Raw genomic sequence first — 18,347 nt, 5'->3', positions numbered from 1 at the left:
GCGCGGGACGGGGGCGCTGCAAGGCGCCGATCCCGCGCGAGTGCGGGAGCACCCTGTTCAGGGCACCAAGACGGGCCCGCCGGCGGCGTTCGCGTGGATCATGGTCTCGAAGACGCTCACGCCGTGAATGGCCTCCTCCACCGGTAGCGGGTAGGCGGGGCCGCCCTCCACGGCGGCGGCGAAGGCTTCCAACTCGGCGCGCTCGATGTCCGCGCTCTCGAAGCGCCGTTCCCAGCCTTCGCCGTCGCGCGGGTGGAAGACGAGCGTTTCCGGGTCGCGCTGCTCCAGCCGCCCCTGGCTGCCGAAGAGGCCGATGCGCCAGACGCGCGGCGCAGAGGCAAGGGTCGCGAAAAGGCCCGTCGGCCCCGCCCGGAAGCGGCAGAGCATGGCCGTCGTGTCGTCGAGGCCGTTGGTCAGCACCCTCGCCCGACTGATCACCGAGACCTGCTCGATCGGTCCAGCAAGGTTGATCAGCATGTCAATCATGTGGATCCCCATCGCGCCCATGCCGCCCAACGGGCTCTCGTGCGGGTCGGCGCGCCACATCCCCGGCTTCCAGCCCTCCGCCATCGCGCCGCTGAGCTGCCCCTCCACATGCATCAGCGTGCCGAGCGCGCCCTCGGCGAGCATCCGCTTCATCTCCGCGACCGCCGGCAGGAAGCGGCGGTTATGGCCAAGGGCGAGCACCACGCCAGCCTCCCGGCAGGCCGCGACCGCCGCCTCCGCGCTCGCCTTCGACAGCGTGAAGGGCTTCTCGATGAAGATGTGCCGGCCTGCCCGCGCGGCGGCGATCACGCCCTCAGCGTGCTGCTGGTGGGGCGTGGCCAGTACCACCGCCCTTACGCGCGGGTCGGCCAGCACGGCTTCGAGGTCGGGCAGGATTTCGATGCCCTTCTCCGCCGCCCAGGCCGCGGCCTTCCCTGGCGTACGCGTGGCGCCGGCCACGAAGCGGATCCCCGCGCCGTTGCGGCCCTGCACGCTGTTCACCAGGGTCTGTCCCCAGCGCCCCATCCCCACGATCGCGGCATCGAGCATCAGTTCGTCTCCTCCTTCGGTCGCTCCAGTTGTCGCGCGATCCGTGGCAGGCGGGACAGGCCCCAGGCGAAGATGGCGACGGCGCCGAGGGCGGCGGCGACGGTGGGAAGCCGGAGCCCCAGCGCCTCCCCCGCCGAGCCGAGGGCGAGCGCCCCGAGCGCGGGGCAGGCGCGGCTGACGAGCGCCCAGAGCGACATGATCCGCCCGCGCAGTGCCGGCGAGGCCGCCGTCTGCGCCAGTACCTGCACCGAAATGCCGTGTGCCGAGGCTGAGGCGCCGATCAGTGCCGCGCAGAGCATCGCGACGGGAAAGGAGCCCGTTGCGACGAAGCCCACCGTCGCCGCGGCCTGGGCCACGATGGCGAAGACGGCGATCCGCGTCGTGCCCCCCAGCCGCCCGCGCGAGGCGACCACCAGACCCGACACCAGCGCGCCGACAGCGAAACAGGCGGTGAGGGCCGCCAGCGACTCGGCACCCCGGCCGAAGAGCCGCTCGACATAGGGCGGCAGGATCTCCTGTACGCCGCGCAGAAGGACCGATGTCGCGGCGGAGAAGGCGATGATCGGCCCGAGTCCGGGATGGCGCGCGACGTAGCGGAACCCCTCCAGCGTCTCCGCCAGGAGGGAACTGGTGACCGGGTGGCCGCGCCGCTGCTCAGGGTCAATCCGCAGCCAGGGCATGGAGAGGCTGGCGAAGATCTGCCCGATCGCGTTGCAGAGGATGGCCGGCGCAACGCCCCAGGCAGCGATCACCGCGCCCGCTATTCCCGGGCCGATAAAGCGCGCCACGTTGAAGAGCAGGCTGTTCGCGGCGACGGCTGCCGGCAGGTCCTCGCGCGGGACCAGGGCGGGGATAAGTGTCTGCCGTGCCGGCTGCGCAAAGGAGGCGGCGCTGCCGCTGACCATCTCGAGCGCGAAGAGGAGGCCGACGGTGATGTGGCCTGTGGCCGTGAGGGAGGCGACCGTCAGCGCCTCGGCCGCGATCACTGCTTGCGACGCCATGGTGAGCCGTACCCGGTCCACCCGGTCCGCCAGTGCCCCAGCGACGGGGCTGACCAGCACCGCCGGCGCCAGGTCGGCGAAGGCGATCAGCCCGACCCAGGCGGCACTGCGGGAGAGCTCCCAGGCGAGCCAGGCGACGCCGATCCGGTGCATCCAGAGCCCGGTCCAGGCACCAAGGCTGGCCCCGAAGAAGATCCGCGAGTCGCGGTAGCCGAGGGCGCGGGCGAGGGGCCCCGCGACGATGCGGGCGAAGGGGGAGGCCAAGGCGCCTCAGCGCCCCGAAAGGCCCCCGCTCGGCGCAGCGCGCGGCGGTTCCGCGCTGCGCACGCAGTCAGCCGCGATCCGGTCCCGCTCATAAACCTGGGCGATCTGGTCGGTCATCACCTGCGGCCCGAGATAGGAGGTGGTGCCGATCCGCGCGTTGTAGTCGTCCGCCCGCATGGTCTGGCCGCGGTCGCGGTAGTTCACCACGCGCTCGGCCTGACTGCGGCAAGCCGAGGCCACCGCGCCGCGCTCCCCGGATCGGCTCGACGACGGCGCCGAAGAGGAGAGACCGGAGGGAAGAGGTCCGCTGCAGGCCGCCAGCAACGCGAGGGCCGGGAGCAGCGCGGGAAGGGGGCGTTTCATGGGGGCGAAGCTCCGGTGGCCGCTGTCGGCGGGCGTGGTCGCGGCAGGCTCGGCCGGGCAAGGCGGTGCCGCAACCCGTCTTCATCGAAGCGGGCCGCGCCGTCCAGGGGCTGCGTCGCCGCGGCACGCAGAAGGTCAGGATGAAGGACCGTTCCGTCGCGCCCGATGTCGAACAACCCGCGCATCCAGGGTGCGCGCCCCATCACCTCCAGCAGGGCCAGGAGACGCAGCAGGACGGCGATGCCCTGGACGTGGTCGAGCCCGATCCGGCGGTCCAGCGCCTCCGCCCAGCAGCAGGCGTCGCGATCCTCCAGCACCAGGTCCAGCGACGGATCGCCGGCGAAGCGGAAGGCGCGAGGCGGACCCTCCAAGGCGGCAGAGGCCGCGTCGCGGGCGGCGTCCCAGGCAGAGAGAAGCGAGCGCGGGGCAACGGCAGGCGTCGCCTCCGGCGCGAAGGGAATGGCATAGGCGGTCGGCATGGTCGCGACAGAGATGGGCACTCCCGCGCGGAAGGTCAGGGCTTGACGGGGTTCGGGCTGGCTCTTGGACCAAGTCTCGCTGGTGCGGATGCGATGATCGAGGGCTGGCTCTCTTCCGGGCACCTTTCGCGCAGGTGCCGTCGCATTGGGTCAGTGACCCGAGGCGCACCGGCAGCAAGGCATCCCCAACTCGAAGAAAAAGAAGATGGTTAGGCGGCCGGGGGGAGGAAGAATTCCTTCTTTCTCTCCCCCGGCGTCACCAGTGCCGCCGAAGGGGGCTAAAGATCCTTCAGCGTATCCTGCGTATCGAAGTCCCGGAGCACGCCGTCGTCTGCCATCTCGACGTTGAACAGGCGATCGCCGTGCCGCCCTGTCAGGAAGCGGGCGCCCACGTCGCCGGTGATGGCGAGAATTTCGGCGAAGAATTCTCGGCCCCAGAGGACCGGGTTGCCCTGCTTGCCGCGGAAGGTCGGCTGGATAATGGCGCGCCCCTCCTCAGGGTCGAAGGCGCCGAGGAGGCGATCGAGCATGGCTGGGGAGACGAGCGGCATGTCGCCGAGGAGGACGAGCACGCCTTCCACGTCGTCCGGCAGGGCAGCGATGCCGGCTTTCAGCGAGGCAGAGAGGCCTTCGGCGTATTCATCGGCGTGGGTCATCAGCACGGGGCGGCCGGCCAGGGCTTCCTCCACGCGCTGGCGCTCGTGGCCGGTCACGACCATGACGGGTCGTGCGCGGCTGGCTAGCGCGTTCTCGACGACGCGCGCGATCATGGCGCGTCCCTGCCGGTCCGGCACCATCAGCTTGTTCAACGGCGCCATGCGGCGAGAGCGGCCGGCGGCGAGGACAAGGGCGGCGACGCGGCGCGGGCGACGGGGCGCGAGGGTCCGGCTCTGGGCCGGCGCGTCGCCGCGGGGCAAGGGACGGGTCTCGATCTCCTTGAGCAGCCCGCCGACGCCCATGCGCATGATATCGCGTTGCGCGACGGGCACGCCGGCAAAGAGGCGTTCCAGCACCCAGTCGAAGCCGTTCACCTTCGGGCTGCGCGCGCAACCCGGCAGGACCATGGCCGGCGCCTCGCCGATGCGGCCGAGGCAGAGGAGGTTACCGGGGTCTACGGGCATGCCGAAGTGCTCGATCGTGCCGCCCGCCTGGATGATGGCCGCGGGCGCTACGTCGCGCCGGTCCACCACGGCGGAGGCGCCGAGCACGAGGAACATCTCGGCCCCCGCGGCGCGGAGCCGCGAAAGGGCTGCGGCGATGGCCCCCGTCTCGTGGGCACAGCGTTCAGCGGGGAGAAGACTGCCGGCAAGAGCTTCCACACGAGTGCGGGTGGCCTCGATGCCGTTCTCGATCACCTTCTCCTTCATCCCGGGCAACTCGCTCGCGACAAGGCCGACGCGGAGTGGGCGGAAGGGGTGAAGGGTCATGGCGGGCGCGCCGCGCAGCATGGCCTCGGCCACCTGGAGGGCGCCGGCGGGAACGGCGAAGGGAATGACCTTCAGCGTGGCCAGCATGTCCTTCGGCTGCACCACCGAATTGTCGGGCAGGGTGGCCAGCGTCAGGCTCTCGTCGAGCGCGTTGAGGCGGTCCACCATGGCGGCGTCCACGCGCAGCAGCCCCGCCGTTTCGGCGAGCAGGTTCACCCGCCCGGTCGCCGCACGGGTGCGGGCGATGAGGGGGCGCAGCACGGCCTCGGCCATGCGGTCGGCAGCCTCGTTCTCCGGCACGTCGCCCGGCTCCAGCCGTGCGGCCACCACCTCCGCATGACCGGCGGCGCGCAGGGCCTCGACGGCCTCCGCATCCAGCACCGTGCCCTTCTTCAGCACCCGGTCCGGAAGGCGGAGCGTATGGGCGAGGACGGCGCCGCGCGCCTCCTCCAGCAGGGTGGGGCCGAAGATCACGCCGCTTTGCCCCGGCGCGCTGCGACCACCTGGGCGATGACCGAGAGCGCGATCTCGGGCGCGGTGACCGCCCCGATGTCGAGCCCGACCGGCGCGCGGATGCGGGCGATGGCCTCCTCGCCATGGCCCAGCTCCGTCAGCCGCGCAATGCGCTTCGCGTGGGTGCGACGGCTGCCGAGGGCGCCAATGTAGAAGGCTTCCGACTTCAGGGCCACGTCGAGCGCGGGGTCATCCAGCTTGGGGTCGTGGGTGAGGGTCACGATGGCCGTGCGAAGGTCCGGCCGGAGCGCCAGCAGCGCGTCGTCGGGCCACTCGTCCACGAGCGTCACCTCGCCCGCGAAGCGCTCCTCAGTCGCGAAGGCGCGGCGGGGGTCCACAACGGTAACGGCCAGGCCGACCGCAGCCGCCATGGGCACCAGCGCCTGGGCGACGTGCACCGCGCCGACCACGATCAAGCGCGGCGGCGGGGTCTGGGGCTGGACGAACCAGGTCGCGCCCTCCACCGTGACGGGCCCGGCGCGGTCGTCGCGCAGCGCGGCCTCCGCAGCTTCGGCAAGGGCTGGCGGCAGCACCTCATCGGGGTGCAGGCGCTGGGCACCGTCCGGAAGGCGCGTCAGCAGCGCGACCGGGCGGCGGGTGCCACGGGCGGCCTGGAGAGTTTCGAGGGTTTCCGGCGTCACGCCAGTGGTTCCACGAAGACCTTCAGCTTGCCGCCGCAGGCCAGCCCCACCTCCCAGGCGCGCTCGTCGGTAATGCCGAAGTCGAGAAGCTGCGGCGCGCCGCTCTCCATGACCTGCTTGGCCACGTCGGCCACCGCGCCCTCGATGCAGCCGCCGGAGACGGAGCCGGCGAGCCGGCCCGTGCCGGTCACCGCCAGGCGGGAGCCGGCAGGGCGTGGCGAGGAGCCCCAGGTCTCGACGACGGTCGCCAACGCCACCCGCTCGCCCTCGGCCCGCCAGGCGCGGGCGGTTTCCAGGATGTCCTCGCTGCCGCTCATGCCGATCCTCCTTGGTTAGGCGCGGGTGCCGAGAGGGTGGCGACCAGGGCCCTAAGGCTGTTGAGGTTATGCACTTGGCGATGCTCGTGCACGTGGGGGAGAAGGGCCCTTATGCCGGCGGCGCGGGGCTGGAACCCGGCATAGCGGAGCAGCGGGTTCAGCCAGATCAGCCGCCGGCAGGAATGGGAGAGCCGCTCCGCCGCCTCGGACAACCCCTCCGCACCACCCCGGTCGAGGCCATCGGTGATGAGCAGTACGACCGCGCCTTGGCCGAGGACGCGCCGCGCCCAGAGGCGGTTGAAGCGGTCCAGCGCCTCCCCGATGCGGGTGCCGCCCGACCAGTCCGGCAGGATGTGGGAGACGGCCTGGAAGGCCACCTCCGGGTCCCGGTTCCGCAGCGCCCGCGTGATGTTGGTCAGCCGCGTCCCGAAGACGAAGCTGTGCACCCGCGCCCGGTGGTTCGCAACCGCGTGGAGAAAATGCAGCAGGATCTGCGCGTAATGCGCCATGCTCCCCGAGACGTCGCAGAGCAGCACGAGCGGCGGTGCCTGGGTTACGCGGCGCCTGCGGGAGATAGAGGCAATCTCGCCACCCAGCCGCATGGACGCGCGGATGGTCGCCCGAAGGTCCGTGCGCGGGCCGGAGGGATCGGGGCGGAAGCGGCGGGTGGGGCGTTCGGCGAGCGGCAGGACTAGGCGGCGAATCTCCCGCTTGGCGTCGGCCAACTCCTCGGCCGTCATGGACTCGAAGTCCAGCCGATTCAGCCGCTCGCGCTCGCTGACGGCCAGGGCCGCGCCCTCGCGCGTCTCGGGTTCGGCGGCGGGTGGTGCCAGGGGAGCGGCGCCGGGCATGGCGTCTGAGACGCGTCGGGCGGCGGGGGGCAGGCTCTCAGGCGGCGGCTCGTCCGGGTCGAAGGCGCCGAGGGGCGCCTCGGGGTTGCGCCAGAAGAGGTCGAAGGCGGCGTCGAAAACCTCGAAATATTCGCGCCGGTGGATCATCGTGGCCCGCAGCGCCGCGCGGAATGCGGCGCGGTCGGCGAGGGGTACGTGGCGAAGTGCCTCGGCAGCGCCGAGCGTCTCCGCGGGGCCGACCGGAACCCCGGCGCGGCGCAGTACCCTGCCGAAGGCGATGAGGTTCGGCGCGAGGGCGCCCTCGCTCAAGAGCCGGCCTCGTGGGCCTCCTCCACGCGGCGGGCCAGCTCGGCGCCGCGCAGGCGGGCGATGTCGTCCTGGTACTTCAGCAGCACACCGAGCGTAGCCTCGGCCGTCGCCGGCTCCAGCTCGCGCTTGTCGAGCGCGGTCAGGGCGCGCGCCCAGTCGATGGTCTCGGCGACGCCCGGCGGCTTGAAGAACTCGTCTCCGCGCAGCCCCTGGGCAAAGGCGACCACCTGGGCGGAAAGCGCGGCCGGCACTTCGGGCGCCCGGCGCGCGAGGATGGCGCGCTCCCGCCCCGCATCCGGGTAATCTACCCAGTGGTAGAGGCAGCGGCGGCGGATGGCGTCGTGCACCTCCCGCGTGCGGTTGGAGGTGATGACCACCACGGGCGGCGTTTCGGCGCGGATGGTGCCCAGTTCCGGCACCGTCAGCTGGAAATCAGCGAGGATCTCCAGCAGGAAGGCCTCGAAGGGCTCGTCCGCGCGGTCCAGCTCGTCGATCAGCAGCAGGGCGGGGCTGCCCTCGATCGCTTGCAGCAACGGCCGGGCCTCGAGGAACCGGCGGTCGTAAAGACTGCGCTCCAGCCCCTGCCGCTCCGACACGCCCGCGCTCTCGGCCAGGCGGATCGCCATCAGCTGGCGGGCATGGTTCCACTCATAGGCGGCGGAGGAGAGGTCCATGCCGTCATGGCACTGCAGCCGCACCAGACGGCGTGGCAGCTGCGCCGCCAGCACCTTGGCGATCTCGGTCTTGCCGGTGCCGGGCTCCCCCTCGAGCAGGAGGGGACGGCCCATGGTGAGGGCGAGGTGGACGGTGGTCGCCAGCGCCCTGTCCGCGACGTAGCCGCCGGCCTCCAGCAGGGCCTGGGTGGCGGCGACGCTGGCGGGAAGGGGCGGCGCGCTGCTCTCGGCCAAGCCGCTCAGCCGAGCACGAAGAGCAGCATCAGGATGCCGAGGAAGATGGCACCCCCGATCCAGAGGGTGATGGGCAGGCCCATCGGCTCGCGCGGGATGGCGTCCAGCGTCTCCCAGATGCTGCGCTTGGCATTGGCCGGGCGCAGGGCGGCGGTCGCGGTGCGGCCGACCGCGATCGGGGCGCCGTCCGGGCGCGGAATTGTCGGGACGGTATCGGTGCTGGCCATGTTCCCCGTTGCGGTCGTCTGGGCGGTGGAAGCCGAGGGCGTGGCCAGGTGGCTCACGCCGGCCTGGGTGCCGGGAATTACCTCGTCGAGGGGTTCAACGGCGGGGGCGGGCGCAAGCTGCGCCGCGAAGCGGTCGAAGAACTGGTCGGCCATCTGGCGGGCCGTGCTGTCCACCAGCCGGGCGCCTAGCTGGGCCATCTTGCCGCCGACCTGAGCCTTCACGGTGTAGTTCAAGGTGGTGGTGGAGGGGCCTTCCTCGACCAGCGACACGTCCGCACCGCCGCGGGCGAAGCCCATGGCGCCGCCGGAGCCCTCGCCGGTGATGGTGTAGCCCTCGGGCGGGCGGATGTTCGTCAGCGTCACCTTGCCGCCGAACTTGGCGGACATGGGGCCGATGCGGACCGCCACCTTGGCCGCGAAGCTGTCGTCCCCGGTGCGCTCCACCGACTCACAGCCGGGAATGGAGGCCTGGAGGACGGAGGGGTCGTTCAGCGCCTCCCAGACGCGCTGCCGCGGCGCCTCGATCAGGCGGCTCCCCGTCATGTCCATCAGGCGTGCTCCGTGTCTGCCATGCGTTGTCGACGTGCTCCGTCGCCGCGCAAGCTAGGGGCAGAGCGGGCGCGGGGAAAGGCCCCGGGGAGGAGGCGGTCATCCATTTGCGCCGGGCGGGGCGGCCCTACGGCCGCCCGTCTGGCCGCGCCGAAGGGCCGATGATACCCTCCGTCGTGACAAAGGTGCCGCCAGGCGGCCCCCGCGCAGCGACGGGCGAGGGGGCGGGCCGGCGGCCCCATTCCGGGAGGCGCGCATGCCCTACGTGATTGGTGAAGACCTGCCGGAGGCGCCGGCCGGCGCCCGCTTCCGCGCCCTGCTGGAGCGCCCTGGCATCCTCCGTCTACCCGGCGCGCATACGGGCATGGCAGCTCTGCTGGCCAAAGCCGCGGGGTTCGAGGCGCTCTATATGTCTGGCGCCGCCATGTCCGCCAACATGGGCCTGCCCGACCTGGGGATGATCACGGTGGATGATGTCTGCTGGTACATCCGGCAGGTGGCCCGGGCCTCGGCCCTGCCGGTGCTGGTGGACGGCGATACCGGCTACGGCGAGGCGCTGAACGTGATGCACATGGTCCGGGCCTTCGAGGAGGCGGGCGCGGCGGCCGTCCACCTTGAGGACCAGCTGCTGCCGAAGAAGTGCGGGCACCTGAACGACAAGAAGCTCGCTGATCCCCACGACATGGCTGCAAAGGTGGCCGCCGCCCGCAAGGCGCGGCGCCACCTCCACGTCATTGCCCGCACGGATGCCGCCGCGAGCGAGGGGATGGACGGGGCAGTCGCGCGGGCGAAGCTCTATATCGAGGCAGGGGCGGACGCGATCTTCCCGGAAGCGCTGGTGACCGCCGAGATGTTCCGCGAGTTCGCGCGCCGCATGCCTGGCGTGAAGCTGCTCGCCAACATGACCGAGTTCGGCCGCACCCCCTTCTTCACGGACCGCGAGTTCGAGGAGATGGGTTACGCGATGGTGATCTGGCCGGTGTCGGCGCTGCGGGTCGCCAACAAGGCGATGGAGGAGCTCTACGCCGCGATCAACCGCGACGGCGGCACGCACCGCATGGTGGATCGGATGCAGACCCGCGCCGAGCTCTACGAGACCATCCGCTACCACGAGTACGAGGCATTGGACGCGACGCTGGTGAAGACCGTGATCCCCGAGGCGATGCCCCAGCGCGAGACCGAAGGGGCTGCCCGTTGATGCTGCGCCGCTCACTGCTGGGCCTTCTAGCTCTCCCGCCCGTCGCGGCGCTGGCGCAGGACGGGCCGCAGCCGAAGCTGCCGACCGAGCCGCTGGTCATCGTCACCCGCGACGGCAAGCGCCACGAGTTCCAGGTGGAGATGGCCCTGGACCCGCAGCAGCAGACCGTGGGGCTGATGTTCCGCCCGACTGTCGGCCCGAACGAGGGAATGCTCTTCGATTGGGGGCAGCCCCGCGAGAGCAGCATGTGGATGCGCAATACCATCTCCTCCCTCGACATGGTGTTCATCACCCAAAATGGCACGATCCTGCGCATCGCTGAGCGCACGGTGCCGCGGAGCCTGGCCACTATCAGCTCCAACGGACCGGTGCGGGCAACGCTGGAACTGGCGGCAGGCACGGCCGAGCGGCTCGACATCCGCGTGGGTGACAAGGTCGAGCAGCGCATCTTCGGGACGGCGCGTTAGAGCGGCAGGACGAGGGTTTCCCCGAAGCGTGGGACGACGAAGTCGCCTGCATCCAGCCCGGCCGCCTCGCGCGTAGCGGCCAGCGCCCGAGGCGGCTCGTCGATGCCCTCCTGGGTCAGCTTGAAGGTGCCGAAATGCATGGCCACGGCCGTTCGGACCTGCAGGTCCGTGCGGGCGCGCACCGCCTCCTCCGGGTTCATGTGGACGGCGCGCATGAACCAGCGGGGCTCGTAGGCACCGATGGGGATGAGGCCGATGCCAAAGGGGCCGAATTCGGTGCCGATCTCGGCGAGGTGCCCGCCATAGGCCGTATCCCCCGCGAAGAGGATCGAGCCCGCCGCCGTGCGGATGGCGAAGCCGCCCCAGAGGGACCGGCCGCGGTCGCGGATGCCTCGGGCGGAGAAGTGGCGGGCGGGAACATAGGTGACCGTCGCGGTGCCGACCTGCGCCTCCCCCCACCAGTCCAACTCCTCCGCGCCCGGGATGCGGTTGCGGGCGAGGATAGGGGCATTGTCCAGGCCGGTGATTATGCGCGGCGCGCGAAGCTTGCGGAGCGTCGCGACATCCATGTGGTCGTAGTGGTTATGCGAGACGAGCACGGCGTCCAGCGGCGGCAGGGCATCCAGCGCGAGGCCGGGGGCACGGGCGCGACGGGGCCCGAGGAAGGTGAAGGGGCTGCAGCGCTCGGACCAGACGGGGTCCGTCAGCAGGGTCGGCCCGCCGGCGATGCGGATGAGGAAGGTTGAGTGGCCGATGAAGGTGACCGCGGCGTGGCCGGGCGGCGGCTCGGCAGGGGGTGATTGCGGCGGGTCGCGCACCTCCCGCGGCCAGGGGGTGCCCGCGCCTTCGCGCATCATGCGCCAGACCTGGGCGAGCGGCTGGCCCGAGGCGCTGCCATCGGGGTTGAGGAAGCGCCCCTCGGCGTCGCGCCGGGCCGGCGCGCGGCTCAAGCCTTCACCTTCACGCCCAGTTCACCGGCCATGTCGAGGGCGAACTGCCAGGCGACGCGGCCGGAGCGGGAGCCGCGGGTGATCGTCCACTCCTTGGCGCGGGCGAGCAGCGCCTCCGTCTCGATCGGCAAGCCCAGCGCCTTCGCGTAGCCCTCGACCATCGCGAAATAGGTCGGCTGGTCGCAGTTGTGGAAACCGATCCAGAGGCCGAAGCGGTCGGAGAGGGAGACCTTCTCCTCCACCGACTCGCTCGCGTGGATGGCGCGCTGCTGCTCGTTTTCAATCATGTCGCGCGGCATCAGGTGGCGGCGGTTGGAGGTGGCGTAGAAGACCACGTTCTCCGGCCGCCCGGCGATGCCGCCGTCGAGGACCGACTTCAGTGCCTTGTAGTCGGCATCCTCGCGCTCGAAGGAGAGGTCGTCGCAGAAGACGAGCACGCGGCGCGGCTGCTCGCGCAGGATCTCCAGCAGCTCGGGTAGGGTGGCGATGTCCTCGCGCGCGATCTCGATCAGGGCGAGGCTGCCCTTGATCTCCTCGTTCGCCTGGGCATGGGCGGCCTTGACCAGCGAGGACTTGCCCATGCCGCGGGCGCCCCAGAGCATGGCGTTGTTGGCCGGAAGGCCGCGGGCGAAGCGGAGCGTGTTCTCCAGGAGAAGGCGCTTCTGCTGCTCGACCCCCTGGAGCAGGGCGATGTCCACCGCCGAGACCCGGCGTACGGGCGCGAGGCGCGGACGGGGTGTGGGGTGCCAGATGAAGGCGTCCGCGCCGATGAGCCGGGCCTGGGGCGCGGGCGGGGGCGCCATGCGCTCCAGCGCCTCCGCGATGCGGGTGAGGAGGGCTTCTTCCATCGAGCTTCCTGGGATGTTTCCGGGCGGAGCGCCCCGCCGCGCTTGACGCGGGGGGGCGGGCGGCTAGTTTCCGCCCCTCTTCGCACCCACAACGCCCGGACGGAAGCCCAGCCCCATGTTCATCTCCCCGGCCTTCGCGCAGGACGCGGCCGCTGGCGGCGCCGCCGGCATGCTGATGCAGTTCGCACCGCTGCTGCTCATCTTCGGCGTCTTCTACTTCATCCTCATCCGCCCGCAGCAGAAGAAGATGAAGGAGCACCGCGACATGCTCACCCAGCTCAAGCGCGGGGACCGCGTGGTCACGGGCGGCGGCATGGTCGCCAAAATCACGAATGTGAAGGAGGGCTCGGACGAGATCGAGGCCGAGATTGCCCCCAATGTGCGCGTGACCATCGTGCGGACAACGATTGGCAGTGTGATCCGCCCGCAGGCCGCCAACGACGCGGCGCCCGCCAAGGTCTGATCGGCGGATCACCGGATGCGCGAAGGGCGCCGCGGGGAGGACCCGCGGCGCCCTTCGTCTTTTCGGCCCGTGGTTCGGGCGGGGCCTCAGGCGGTCTGGCCGGAGGTCAGCCCCTTGTCGAGCAGGGAGGCGACGAACTCCCAATTCACGAGCTTGTCGAGCCAGTTGGTGAGGTAGTCCGGCCGGCGGTTGCGGAAGTCGAGGTAGTAGGAGTGCTCCCACACGTCCACGCCGAGGAGCGGCGTGCCCTCGCCGGTGGCGATGGGGTTGGAGCCGTTCGGGGTCTTGGTGATCTTCAGCTTGCCGCTGCTGTCCTGGATCAGCCAGGCCCAGCCCGAGCCGAACTGAGTCACGCCGGCCTGCTTGAAGTCGTCCTTGAACTTCTGGAGGCCGCCGAGGTCGCTCTCGATTTTGGAGGCAAGCGCGCCCGGGATCTTGTCGTCGCCGCCCTGGGGCGACATCACCTGCCAGAACAGGAGGTGGTTCCAGTGCTGGCCGGCCTGGTTCAGCACGGGCATGCCGTCGGCGCCGGCCTTGCCGGCCTCGGCCACGATCTGCTCGAGCGTCTTGCCCTGCAGGCCCTTGCTCTCGATGAGGCCGTTCAGGGCCGTGACATAGGCTTGGTGGTGCTTGCCGTGGTGAAGCTCCAGCGTCTCCTGCTGCATGCCGCGGGCGGCGAGCGCGCCGGGATCGTAGGGCAGGGGGGGAAGGCTGAAGGCCATGGGCATCTCCTTTTGGTGAGTCGGCGCGCACTGTCGCGCTTGTGAGCGCCCCGGCCAAGGGAGGGGGGCGTCACGCCGGCGCGAGACATGGGAGGCCGGGCGGCGCTTGCCAGCGGGGGATGGGGGGTCCAATTCGCGCGGATGGACCCCAACCCCGACCTGCCGGGCCTGGCCGGTTTTGCCCGGCAGCACGATCCCGACCGCTTTCTCTGCGCGCTTTTCGCGCCAGCGGCGGAGCGCGAGACGATCTTCACCCTTATTGCCTTCAACCACGAATTGGCGCGCGCGAGGGAGGCGGCGCGGGAGCCGATGATGGCCATGATCCGCCTCCAATGGTGGCGGGAGGTGGTGGAGGAGGCCGCCGCCGGTGCCCCGCCGCGGCGGCACGAGGTGGCATCCCCCCTTTCCGCCGCCATCCGCGAGGGCCGGCTGGACCCCGAGGCCTTGCTAGAAATGGTAGAGGGCCGCGAGATGGAGGAAGTCGGGGAAGAGGCCGTCCCGCTGGCGGAGCGGATGCGGGCCACGGCGGGGGGAATGGCGGCTGAGATGGGGCGGGTGCTCGGGGTTACCGAGCCCTTCCTGACGGGTCTGCGGCAGGTCGGCACGGCCTACGGGATCGGCGGCACGCTCCGGAGCCTCGCCGCGCTGGCCGCCCAGAAGCGCGACCCCCTGCCGCCCCATGCGGAACCGGCAGAGGCTGCGCGAGCGCTCGCGCGGGACGGGCTCAACCTGCTGGAAGCGGGGCGCAGGGCCCTGGCATCGCTCCCTGCCCGCGCGGTGGCCGCGGCCCTCCCGGGCGTGCTCGCCGGGCGGGACCTGCGGAGTGTTCTCTCGCCCGGTTGGCAGCCGGGAGAGGCGCCCGGCCCGCGCGGACTGGGGGACCGGCTCGCCGTGACCTGGGCGGGGTGGCGCGGCCGGGTCTGAGCCGCCCTAGGCCCGCTTGCGGCGCTTGGACGGTGCTGGGACGGCGCGCCCCGCGAGAAGCGGTGCGAGGAAGCGGCCGGTATGGCTCTCCGGATTGGCCACCACCTCTTCCGGGGTGCCCTCCGCCACGATCCTGCCGCCGCCGTCGCCGCCTTCCGGGCCCATGTCGAGCAGCCAGTCGGCGGTCTTGATCACCTCCAGGTTGTGCTCGATCACCACGACCGTGTTGCCCTGGGCGACAAGGGCGTGGAGTACTTCCAGCAGCTTGCGGACATCCTCGAAGTGCAGGCCGGTGGTCGGCTCGTCGAGGATGTAGAGGGTACGGCCAGTGGCGCGGCGGGAGAGTTCCTTGGCCAGCTTGATGCGCTGCGCCTCGCCGCCCGAGAGGGTGGTGGCCTGCTGGCCGAGATGGATGTAGCCGAGGCCGACTTCGCTCAGCACCTTCAGCTTGTCCCGGATGGCCGGGACGGCGGAGAAGAACTCCAGTCCCTCGTCCACGGTCATGTCCAGCACGTCCGAGATGGACTTGCCGCGGAACTTCACCTCCAGCGTCTCGCGGTTGTAACGCTTGCCCTTGCAGGTGTCGCAGGTGACGTAGACGTCCGGCAGGAAGTGCATCTCGATCTTGAGGAGGCCGTCGCCGCCGCAGGCCTCGCAGCGGCCACCCTTCACGTTGAAGGAGAAACGGCCGGACTTGTAGCCGCGGGCGCGGCTGTCCGGGAGTTCCGCGAACCAGTCTCGGATGGGAGCGAAGAGGCCGGTGTATGTCGCGGGGTTGGAGCGGGGCGTGCGGCCGATCGGCGACTGGTCGATGTCAATGATCTTATCGAGGTGCTCCAGCCCCTCCAGCCGCTCGTGCGGGGCGGGAACGGTGCCGGCGCCCATTAGGCGGCGGGCGGCGGCCTTGTAGAGCGTCTCGATCACTAGCGTGGACTTGCCGCCGCCGGAGACACCGGTGACGCAGGCGAAGGTGCCGATGGGCAGGCTGGCCGTGACGTTCTTGAGGTTGTTACCGCTGGCGCCGACCACGCGGAGCTGGCGCTTGGGGTCCGACGCGCGACGCGTCTCCGGCACGGGGATGGAGCGGCGACCGGACATGTAGGCGCCGGTGATGCTGTCCGGATTGGCCGCGACCTCCGCGGGCGTGCCGTGGGCGATGATGCTCCCGCCGCCCTTACCGGCCGTGGGGCCGATATCCACGAGGTAGTCCGCGGCGCGGATGGCGTCCTCGTCGTGCTCGACCACCAGCACGGTGTTGCCGATGTCGCGAAGGCGGCGGAGGGTGCCGAGCAGGCGCTCGTTATCGCGCTGATGCAGGCCGATAGAGGGCTCGTCCAGCACGTAGAGCACGCCCGTCAGGCCGCTGCCGATCTGAGAGGCGAGGCGGATGCGCTGGCTCTCGCCGCCCGAGAGGGTGGCGCTGCCGCGGGCGAGGGTGAGGTAGTCGAGGCCCACATCCACGAGGAAGCGCAGGCGGTCGTTGATCTCGCGCAGGATGCGGCGGGCGATCTCCTGGCGCTGCGGGGTGAGCTGGTCATAGACGCCGGCGAACCACTCCATGGCCTTGCGGATAGAGAGGTCCGAGGATTCCGCGATGTTGAGGCCGGCCACCTTCACGGCCAGGGCCTCCGGCTTCAGGCGGGCACCCTTGCAGACATGGCAGGGGCGCTGGGATTGATAGCGGCTGAGGTCTTCCCGAATCCAGGGGTTGTCGGTCTCGCGCAGGCGCCGCTCGAGGTTAGGGATGACGCCCTCGAAGGGCTTCTTTACCTCGTAAGCGCGCAGGCCGTCCTTGTAGCGGAGGGTGATGACCTCCTTCGTGCCCTCGAGGATGGCGTCGCGCACGGGACGGGCGAGGTCCGCCCAAGGGGTGTTCGTGGAGACCTTGAAGTGGCGGGCCAGGCTGTCGAGCGTCTGGTCATAATAGGGGGAGGAGGCGCCGCCGGCCCAGGCGGCCACGGCCCCTTCGGCGATGGACTTGGCGTCGTCGGGCACCACCAGGGCAGCGTCGAAGAAGGTCTCGCTGCCCAGGCCGTCGCAGGCGGGGCAGGCGCCCTGGGGGGAGTTGAAGGAGAAGAGGCGGGGCTCGATCTCCTCGATCGTGAAGCCGGATTCCGGGCAGGCGAAGCGGGAGGAGAAGACGGTCCGCTCCCCGTTATCGGCGCCCTCGAGGTAGACGACGCCGTCCGAGAGACCGAGGGCTGTCTCGAAGCTGTCGGCCAGGCGCTGGCCAGCGCCCTCGCGCACGACGACGCGGTCCACCACGGCCTCGATGTCGTGCTTCTTCTTCTTGTCGAGGGCGGGGACCTCCTCGATCCGGTAAAGGGTCCCGTTCACCTTCACCCGCTCGAAGCCGCGGCGCTGGAGCTCGGCCAACTCCTTCTTCCACTCGCCCTTCTTGCCGCGGGCGACGGGGGCGAGGATGAGCAGGCGCGTGCCCTCGGGCATGGCCATGACCCGGTCCACCATCTGGGAGATCGTCTGGGCCTCGATCGGCAGGCCGGTCGTAGGGGAGTAGGGGATACCGACCCGTGCCCAGAGGAGGCGGGTGTAGTCCGCGATCTCCGTCACCGTGCCGACGGTGGAACGAGGGTTATGGGAGGTGGTCTTCTGCTCGATCGAGATGGCCGGGGAGAGGCCCTCGATGCTGTCCACGTCCGGCTTCTGCTGGAGCTCGAGGAACTGGCGGGCGTAGGCCGAAAGGCTCTCGACGTAGCGGCGCTGGCCCTCGGCGTAGATCGTATCGAAAGCCAGGGAGGACTTGCCCGAGCCCGAGACGCCAGTGATGACCGTCAGCGTTCCTTTGGGGAGGTCGAGGTCGATGTTCTTGAGGTTGTGCTGCCGGGCCCCCCGGATGCGGATATGGCCACCGGTGCCGATCTCCAGGCTGCCGCGGTTGGCTAGGCGGTTGGCGCCCGTCAAGTTCGAGGCGGTCTCGGGCAGGCTGTCGGGCAAGGGAACGGGGCCTCTGTTCGCATTGTGTTCTTGGGTGTGTGCCACCATATAATGGTGACGGGAAGGGGTCGCCGGGGGGCGCCCCTGCCCAGGCCTCTCCGGGGGCCGGCTTTGTCACCCCCTAAGGGGTGGCCTCGCCGGCCCCCGGAGGGTAGCTTCGTCGGCCCGCATGCGAATCCCAAGGGGATTTTGCGGCTGCGGAGAATGTTGAAGGATTCGGTGGCGGCGCGGGTCGCCGGGTCCATAGAAGGTTTCGGCCGGGCTCGCCCGGCCTTTCGAGGATGTGGGTAGAATGGCCGGCAGCGTCAACAAGGCGATCATCCTGGGGCGCCTGGGAAAGGACCCGGAGGTCCGCAACTTCCAGAACGGCGGCAAGGTCGTGAACCTCACCGTTGCGACGAGCGAGCGCTACAAGGACCGCGAGGGTAACCAGCAAGAGCGGACGGAGTGGCACAAGGTGGCCATCTTCAACGAGAAGCTGGGTGAGATCGCCGAGCGCTATCTGAAGAAGGGCAGCGAGGTCTATCTTGAGGGCCAGATCGAGACGCGGAAGTACCAGGGTCAGGACGGGCAGGACCGCTACTCGACAGAGATCGTGCTGCGCCAGTTCCGGGGCGAGCTGACGCTGATCGGCGGCCGCGGCCAGGGCGGCGGCGGCGACGAGGCCGGCGGCGGCTACGGCGGGGACCGCGCCGAGCGCGGCGGCTACGGCGGCGGTTCCTCGGGTGGCGGCTATGGCGGGCGCGGCGGCTCCTCGGGCGGGGCTTCCAAGCCGGCGCGCAGCGGCGGCGGCGGTGGTGGCGGCTGGGACGCGCCAAAGGCTGACCTCGACGACGACATCCCGTTTTGAGCGCCCTCGGGCGATCCCTCTCTGATCTTTCTGGATACCGATAAGTGAGCGATACCGAGAGCGGCGGCCCTTCCGACGAGCGGGCC

At 70.9% G+C, this 18,347-nt stretch carries 19 protein-coding genes; 5 read left to right on the top strand and 14 right to left on the bottom strand.

Translation table 11 applies throughout. From position 1 onward, the window contains the following. Positions 1-57 precede the first annotated feature (57 nt). The 10 genes from D9599_RS05975 to D9599_RS05930 all read right to left on the bottom strand — a co-directional run bounded on the left by D9599_RS05975 (position 58) and on the right by D9599_RS05930 (position 8,884). Positions 58-1,035, bottom strand: a complete 978-nt coding sequence (locus D9599_RS05975) for a Gfo/Idh/MocA family protein (protein WP_198380306.1) — start codon at positions 1,033-1,035, stop codon at positions 58-60. Next, complete coding sequence (locus D9599_RS05970; protein ID WP_232480186.1) at positions 1,035-2,300, bottom strand: MFS transporter; 1,266 nt, start codon at positions 2,298-2,300, stop codon at positions 1,035-1,037. Before D9599_RS05970 ends, D9599_RS05975 begins: the two co-directional genes overlap by 1 nt. Positions 2,301-2,306: 6 nt before the next feature. Next, a complete protein-coding gene (locus tag D9599_RS05965; RefSeq protein WP_198380305.1) occupies positions 2,307-2,663 on the bottom strand; it encodes a hypothetical protein in 357 nt (118 codons plus the stop codon). Beyond that, entirely contained in the window at positions 2,660-3,265 is a 606-nt protein-coding gene (locus tag D9599_RS05960; RefSeq protein WP_309228556.1) for a hypothetical protein, read from the bottom strand. Before D9599_RS05960 ends, D9599_RS05965 begins: the two co-directional genes overlap by 4 nt. Before the next feature lie 155 nt (positions 3,266-3,420). Beyond that, positions 3,421-5,043 carry an NTP transferase domain-containing protein gene (locus D9599_RS05955; RefSeq protein WP_198380304.1) on the bottom strand — a complete coding sequence of 541 codons (1,623 nt, stop codon included), beginning with the start codon at positions 5,041-5,043 and terminating at the stop codon, positions 3,421-3,423. Further along, positions 5,040-5,723 (bottom strand): XdhC family protein, encoded by a 684-nt coding sequence (locus tag D9599_RS05950; protein ID WP_198380303.1) that lies wholly within the window; start codon positions 5,721-5,723, stop codon positions 5,040-5,042. The genes D9599_RS05955 and D9599_RS05950 overlap by 4 nt, the downstream gene beginning before the upstream one ends. Continuing rightward, positions 5,720-6,040, bottom strand: coding sequence for an XdhC family protein (locus D9599_RS05945; RefSeq protein ID WP_198380302.1), 321 nt, complete (start codon positions 6,038-6,040; stop codon positions 5,720-5,722). The genes D9599_RS05950 and D9599_RS05945 overlap by 4 nt, the downstream gene beginning before the upstream one ends. Beyond that, positions 6,037-7,200 (bottom strand): VWA domain-containing protein, encoded by a 1,164-nt coding sequence (locus D9599_RS05940; RefSeq protein ID WP_198380301.1) that lies wholly within the window; start codon positions 7,198-7,200, stop codon positions 6,037-6,039. The genes D9599_RS05945 and D9599_RS05940 overlap by 4 nt, the downstream gene beginning before the upstream one ends. Continuing rightward, positions 7,197-8,108: a MoxR family ATPase gene (locus D9599_RS05935; protein WP_198380300.1), complete on the bottom strand. Its 912-nt coding sequence runs from the start codon at positions 8,106-8,108 to the stop codon at positions 7,197-7,199. The genes D9599_RS05940 and D9599_RS05935 overlap by 4 nt, the downstream gene beginning before the upstream one ends. A 5-nt stretch (positions 8,109-8,113) precedes the next feature. Continuing rightward, positions 8,114-8,884: a CoxG family protein gene (locus D9599_RS05930; RefSeq protein WP_198380299.1), complete on the bottom strand. Its 771-nt coding sequence runs from the start codon at positions 8,882-8,884 to the stop codon at positions 8,114-8,116. A gap of 256 nt (positions 8,885-9,140) precedes the next feature. Between D9599_RS05930 and prpB the strand changes: the two genes are divergently transcribed. Then, on the top strand, positions 9,141-10,082 hold the full coding sequence (gene prpB, locus D9599_RS05925; protein WP_198380298.1) for a methylisocitrate lyase: 942 nt from the start codon (positions 9,141-9,143) through the stop codon (positions 10,080-10,082). After that, a complete protein-coding gene (locus D9599_RS05920) occupies positions 10,082-10,549 on the top strand; it encodes a DUF192 domain-containing protein (protein WP_198380297.1) in 468 nt (155 codons plus the stop codon). The genes prpB and D9599_RS05920 overlap by 1 nt, the downstream gene beginning before the upstream one ends. Here the strand turns inward: D9599_RS05920 and D9599_RS05915 are convergent. Both D9599_RS05915 and D9599_RS05910 read right to left on the bottom strand, forming a co-directional pair. Continuing rightward, positions 10,546-11,499 carry an MBL fold metallo-hydrolase gene (locus D9599_RS05915; protein WP_232480185.1) on the bottom strand — a complete coding sequence of 318 codons (954 nt, stop codon included), beginning with the start codon at positions 11,497-11,499 and terminating at the stop codon, positions 10,546-10,548. The genes D9599_RS05920 and D9599_RS05915 overlap by 4 nt on opposite strands. Then, positions 11,496-12,347, bottom strand: a complete 852-nt coding sequence (locus D9599_RS05910; RefSeq protein ID WP_198380296.1) for an ATP-binding protein — start codon at positions 12,345-12,347, stop codon at positions 11,496-11,498. Before D9599_RS05910 ends, D9599_RS05915 begins: the two co-directional genes overlap by 4 nt. Positions 12,348-12,462: 115 nt before the next feature. Between D9599_RS05910 and yajC the strand changes: the two genes are divergently transcribed. Then, positions 12,463-12,810, top strand: coding sequence for a preprotein translocase subunit YajC (yajC, locus tag D9599_RS05905; protein WP_043835785.1), 348 nt, complete (start codon positions 12,463-12,465; stop codon positions 12,808-12,810). A gap of 86 nt (positions 12,811-12,896) precedes the next feature. Here the strand turns inward: yajC and D9599_RS05900 are convergent, their stop codons facing one another. Beyond that, on the bottom strand, positions 12,897-13,532 hold the full coding sequence (locus tag D9599_RS05900; RefSeq protein WP_198380295.1) for a superoxide dismutase: 636 nt from the start codon (positions 13,530-13,532) through the stop codon (positions 12,897-12,899). A 141-nt stretch (positions 13,533-13,673) separates the two neighbouring features. Here D9599_RS05900 and D9599_RS05895 point away from each other — a divergent pair, with 141 nt between their 5' ends. Beyond that, positions 13,674-14,456, top strand: a complete 783-nt coding sequence (locus D9599_RS05895) for a squalene/phytoene synthase family protein (protein WP_198380294.1) — start codon at positions 13,674-13,676, stop codon at positions 14,454-14,456. A gap of 6 nt (positions 14,457-14,462) precedes the next feature. Here D9599_RS05895 and uvrA read toward each other — a convergent pair whose 3' ends face one another. After that, entirely contained in the window at positions 14,463-17,336 is a 2,874-nt protein-coding gene (gene uvrA / locus D9599_RS05890; RefSeq protein ID WP_309228561.1) for an excinuclease ABC subunit UvrA, read from the bottom strand. A gap of 367 nt (positions 17,337-17,703) precedes the next feature. On the opposite strand from uvrA, the gene ssb reads away from it, so the two are divergent. Then, a complete protein-coding gene (ssb, locus tag D9599_RS05885; protein WP_198380292.1) occupies positions 17,704-18,261 on the top strand; it encodes a single-stranded DNA-binding protein in 558 nt (185 codons plus the stop codon). Positions 18,262-18,347: the final 86 nt, after the last annotated feature.

The sequence above is a fragment of the Roseomonas sp. KE2513 genome (assembly GCF_016107305.1).
Classification (GTDB): Bacteria; Pseudomonadota; Alphaproteobacteria; order Acetobacterales; family Acetobacteraceae; genus Roseomonas.
This window is presented reverse-complemented; position numbering and strand designations above follow the sequence as displayed.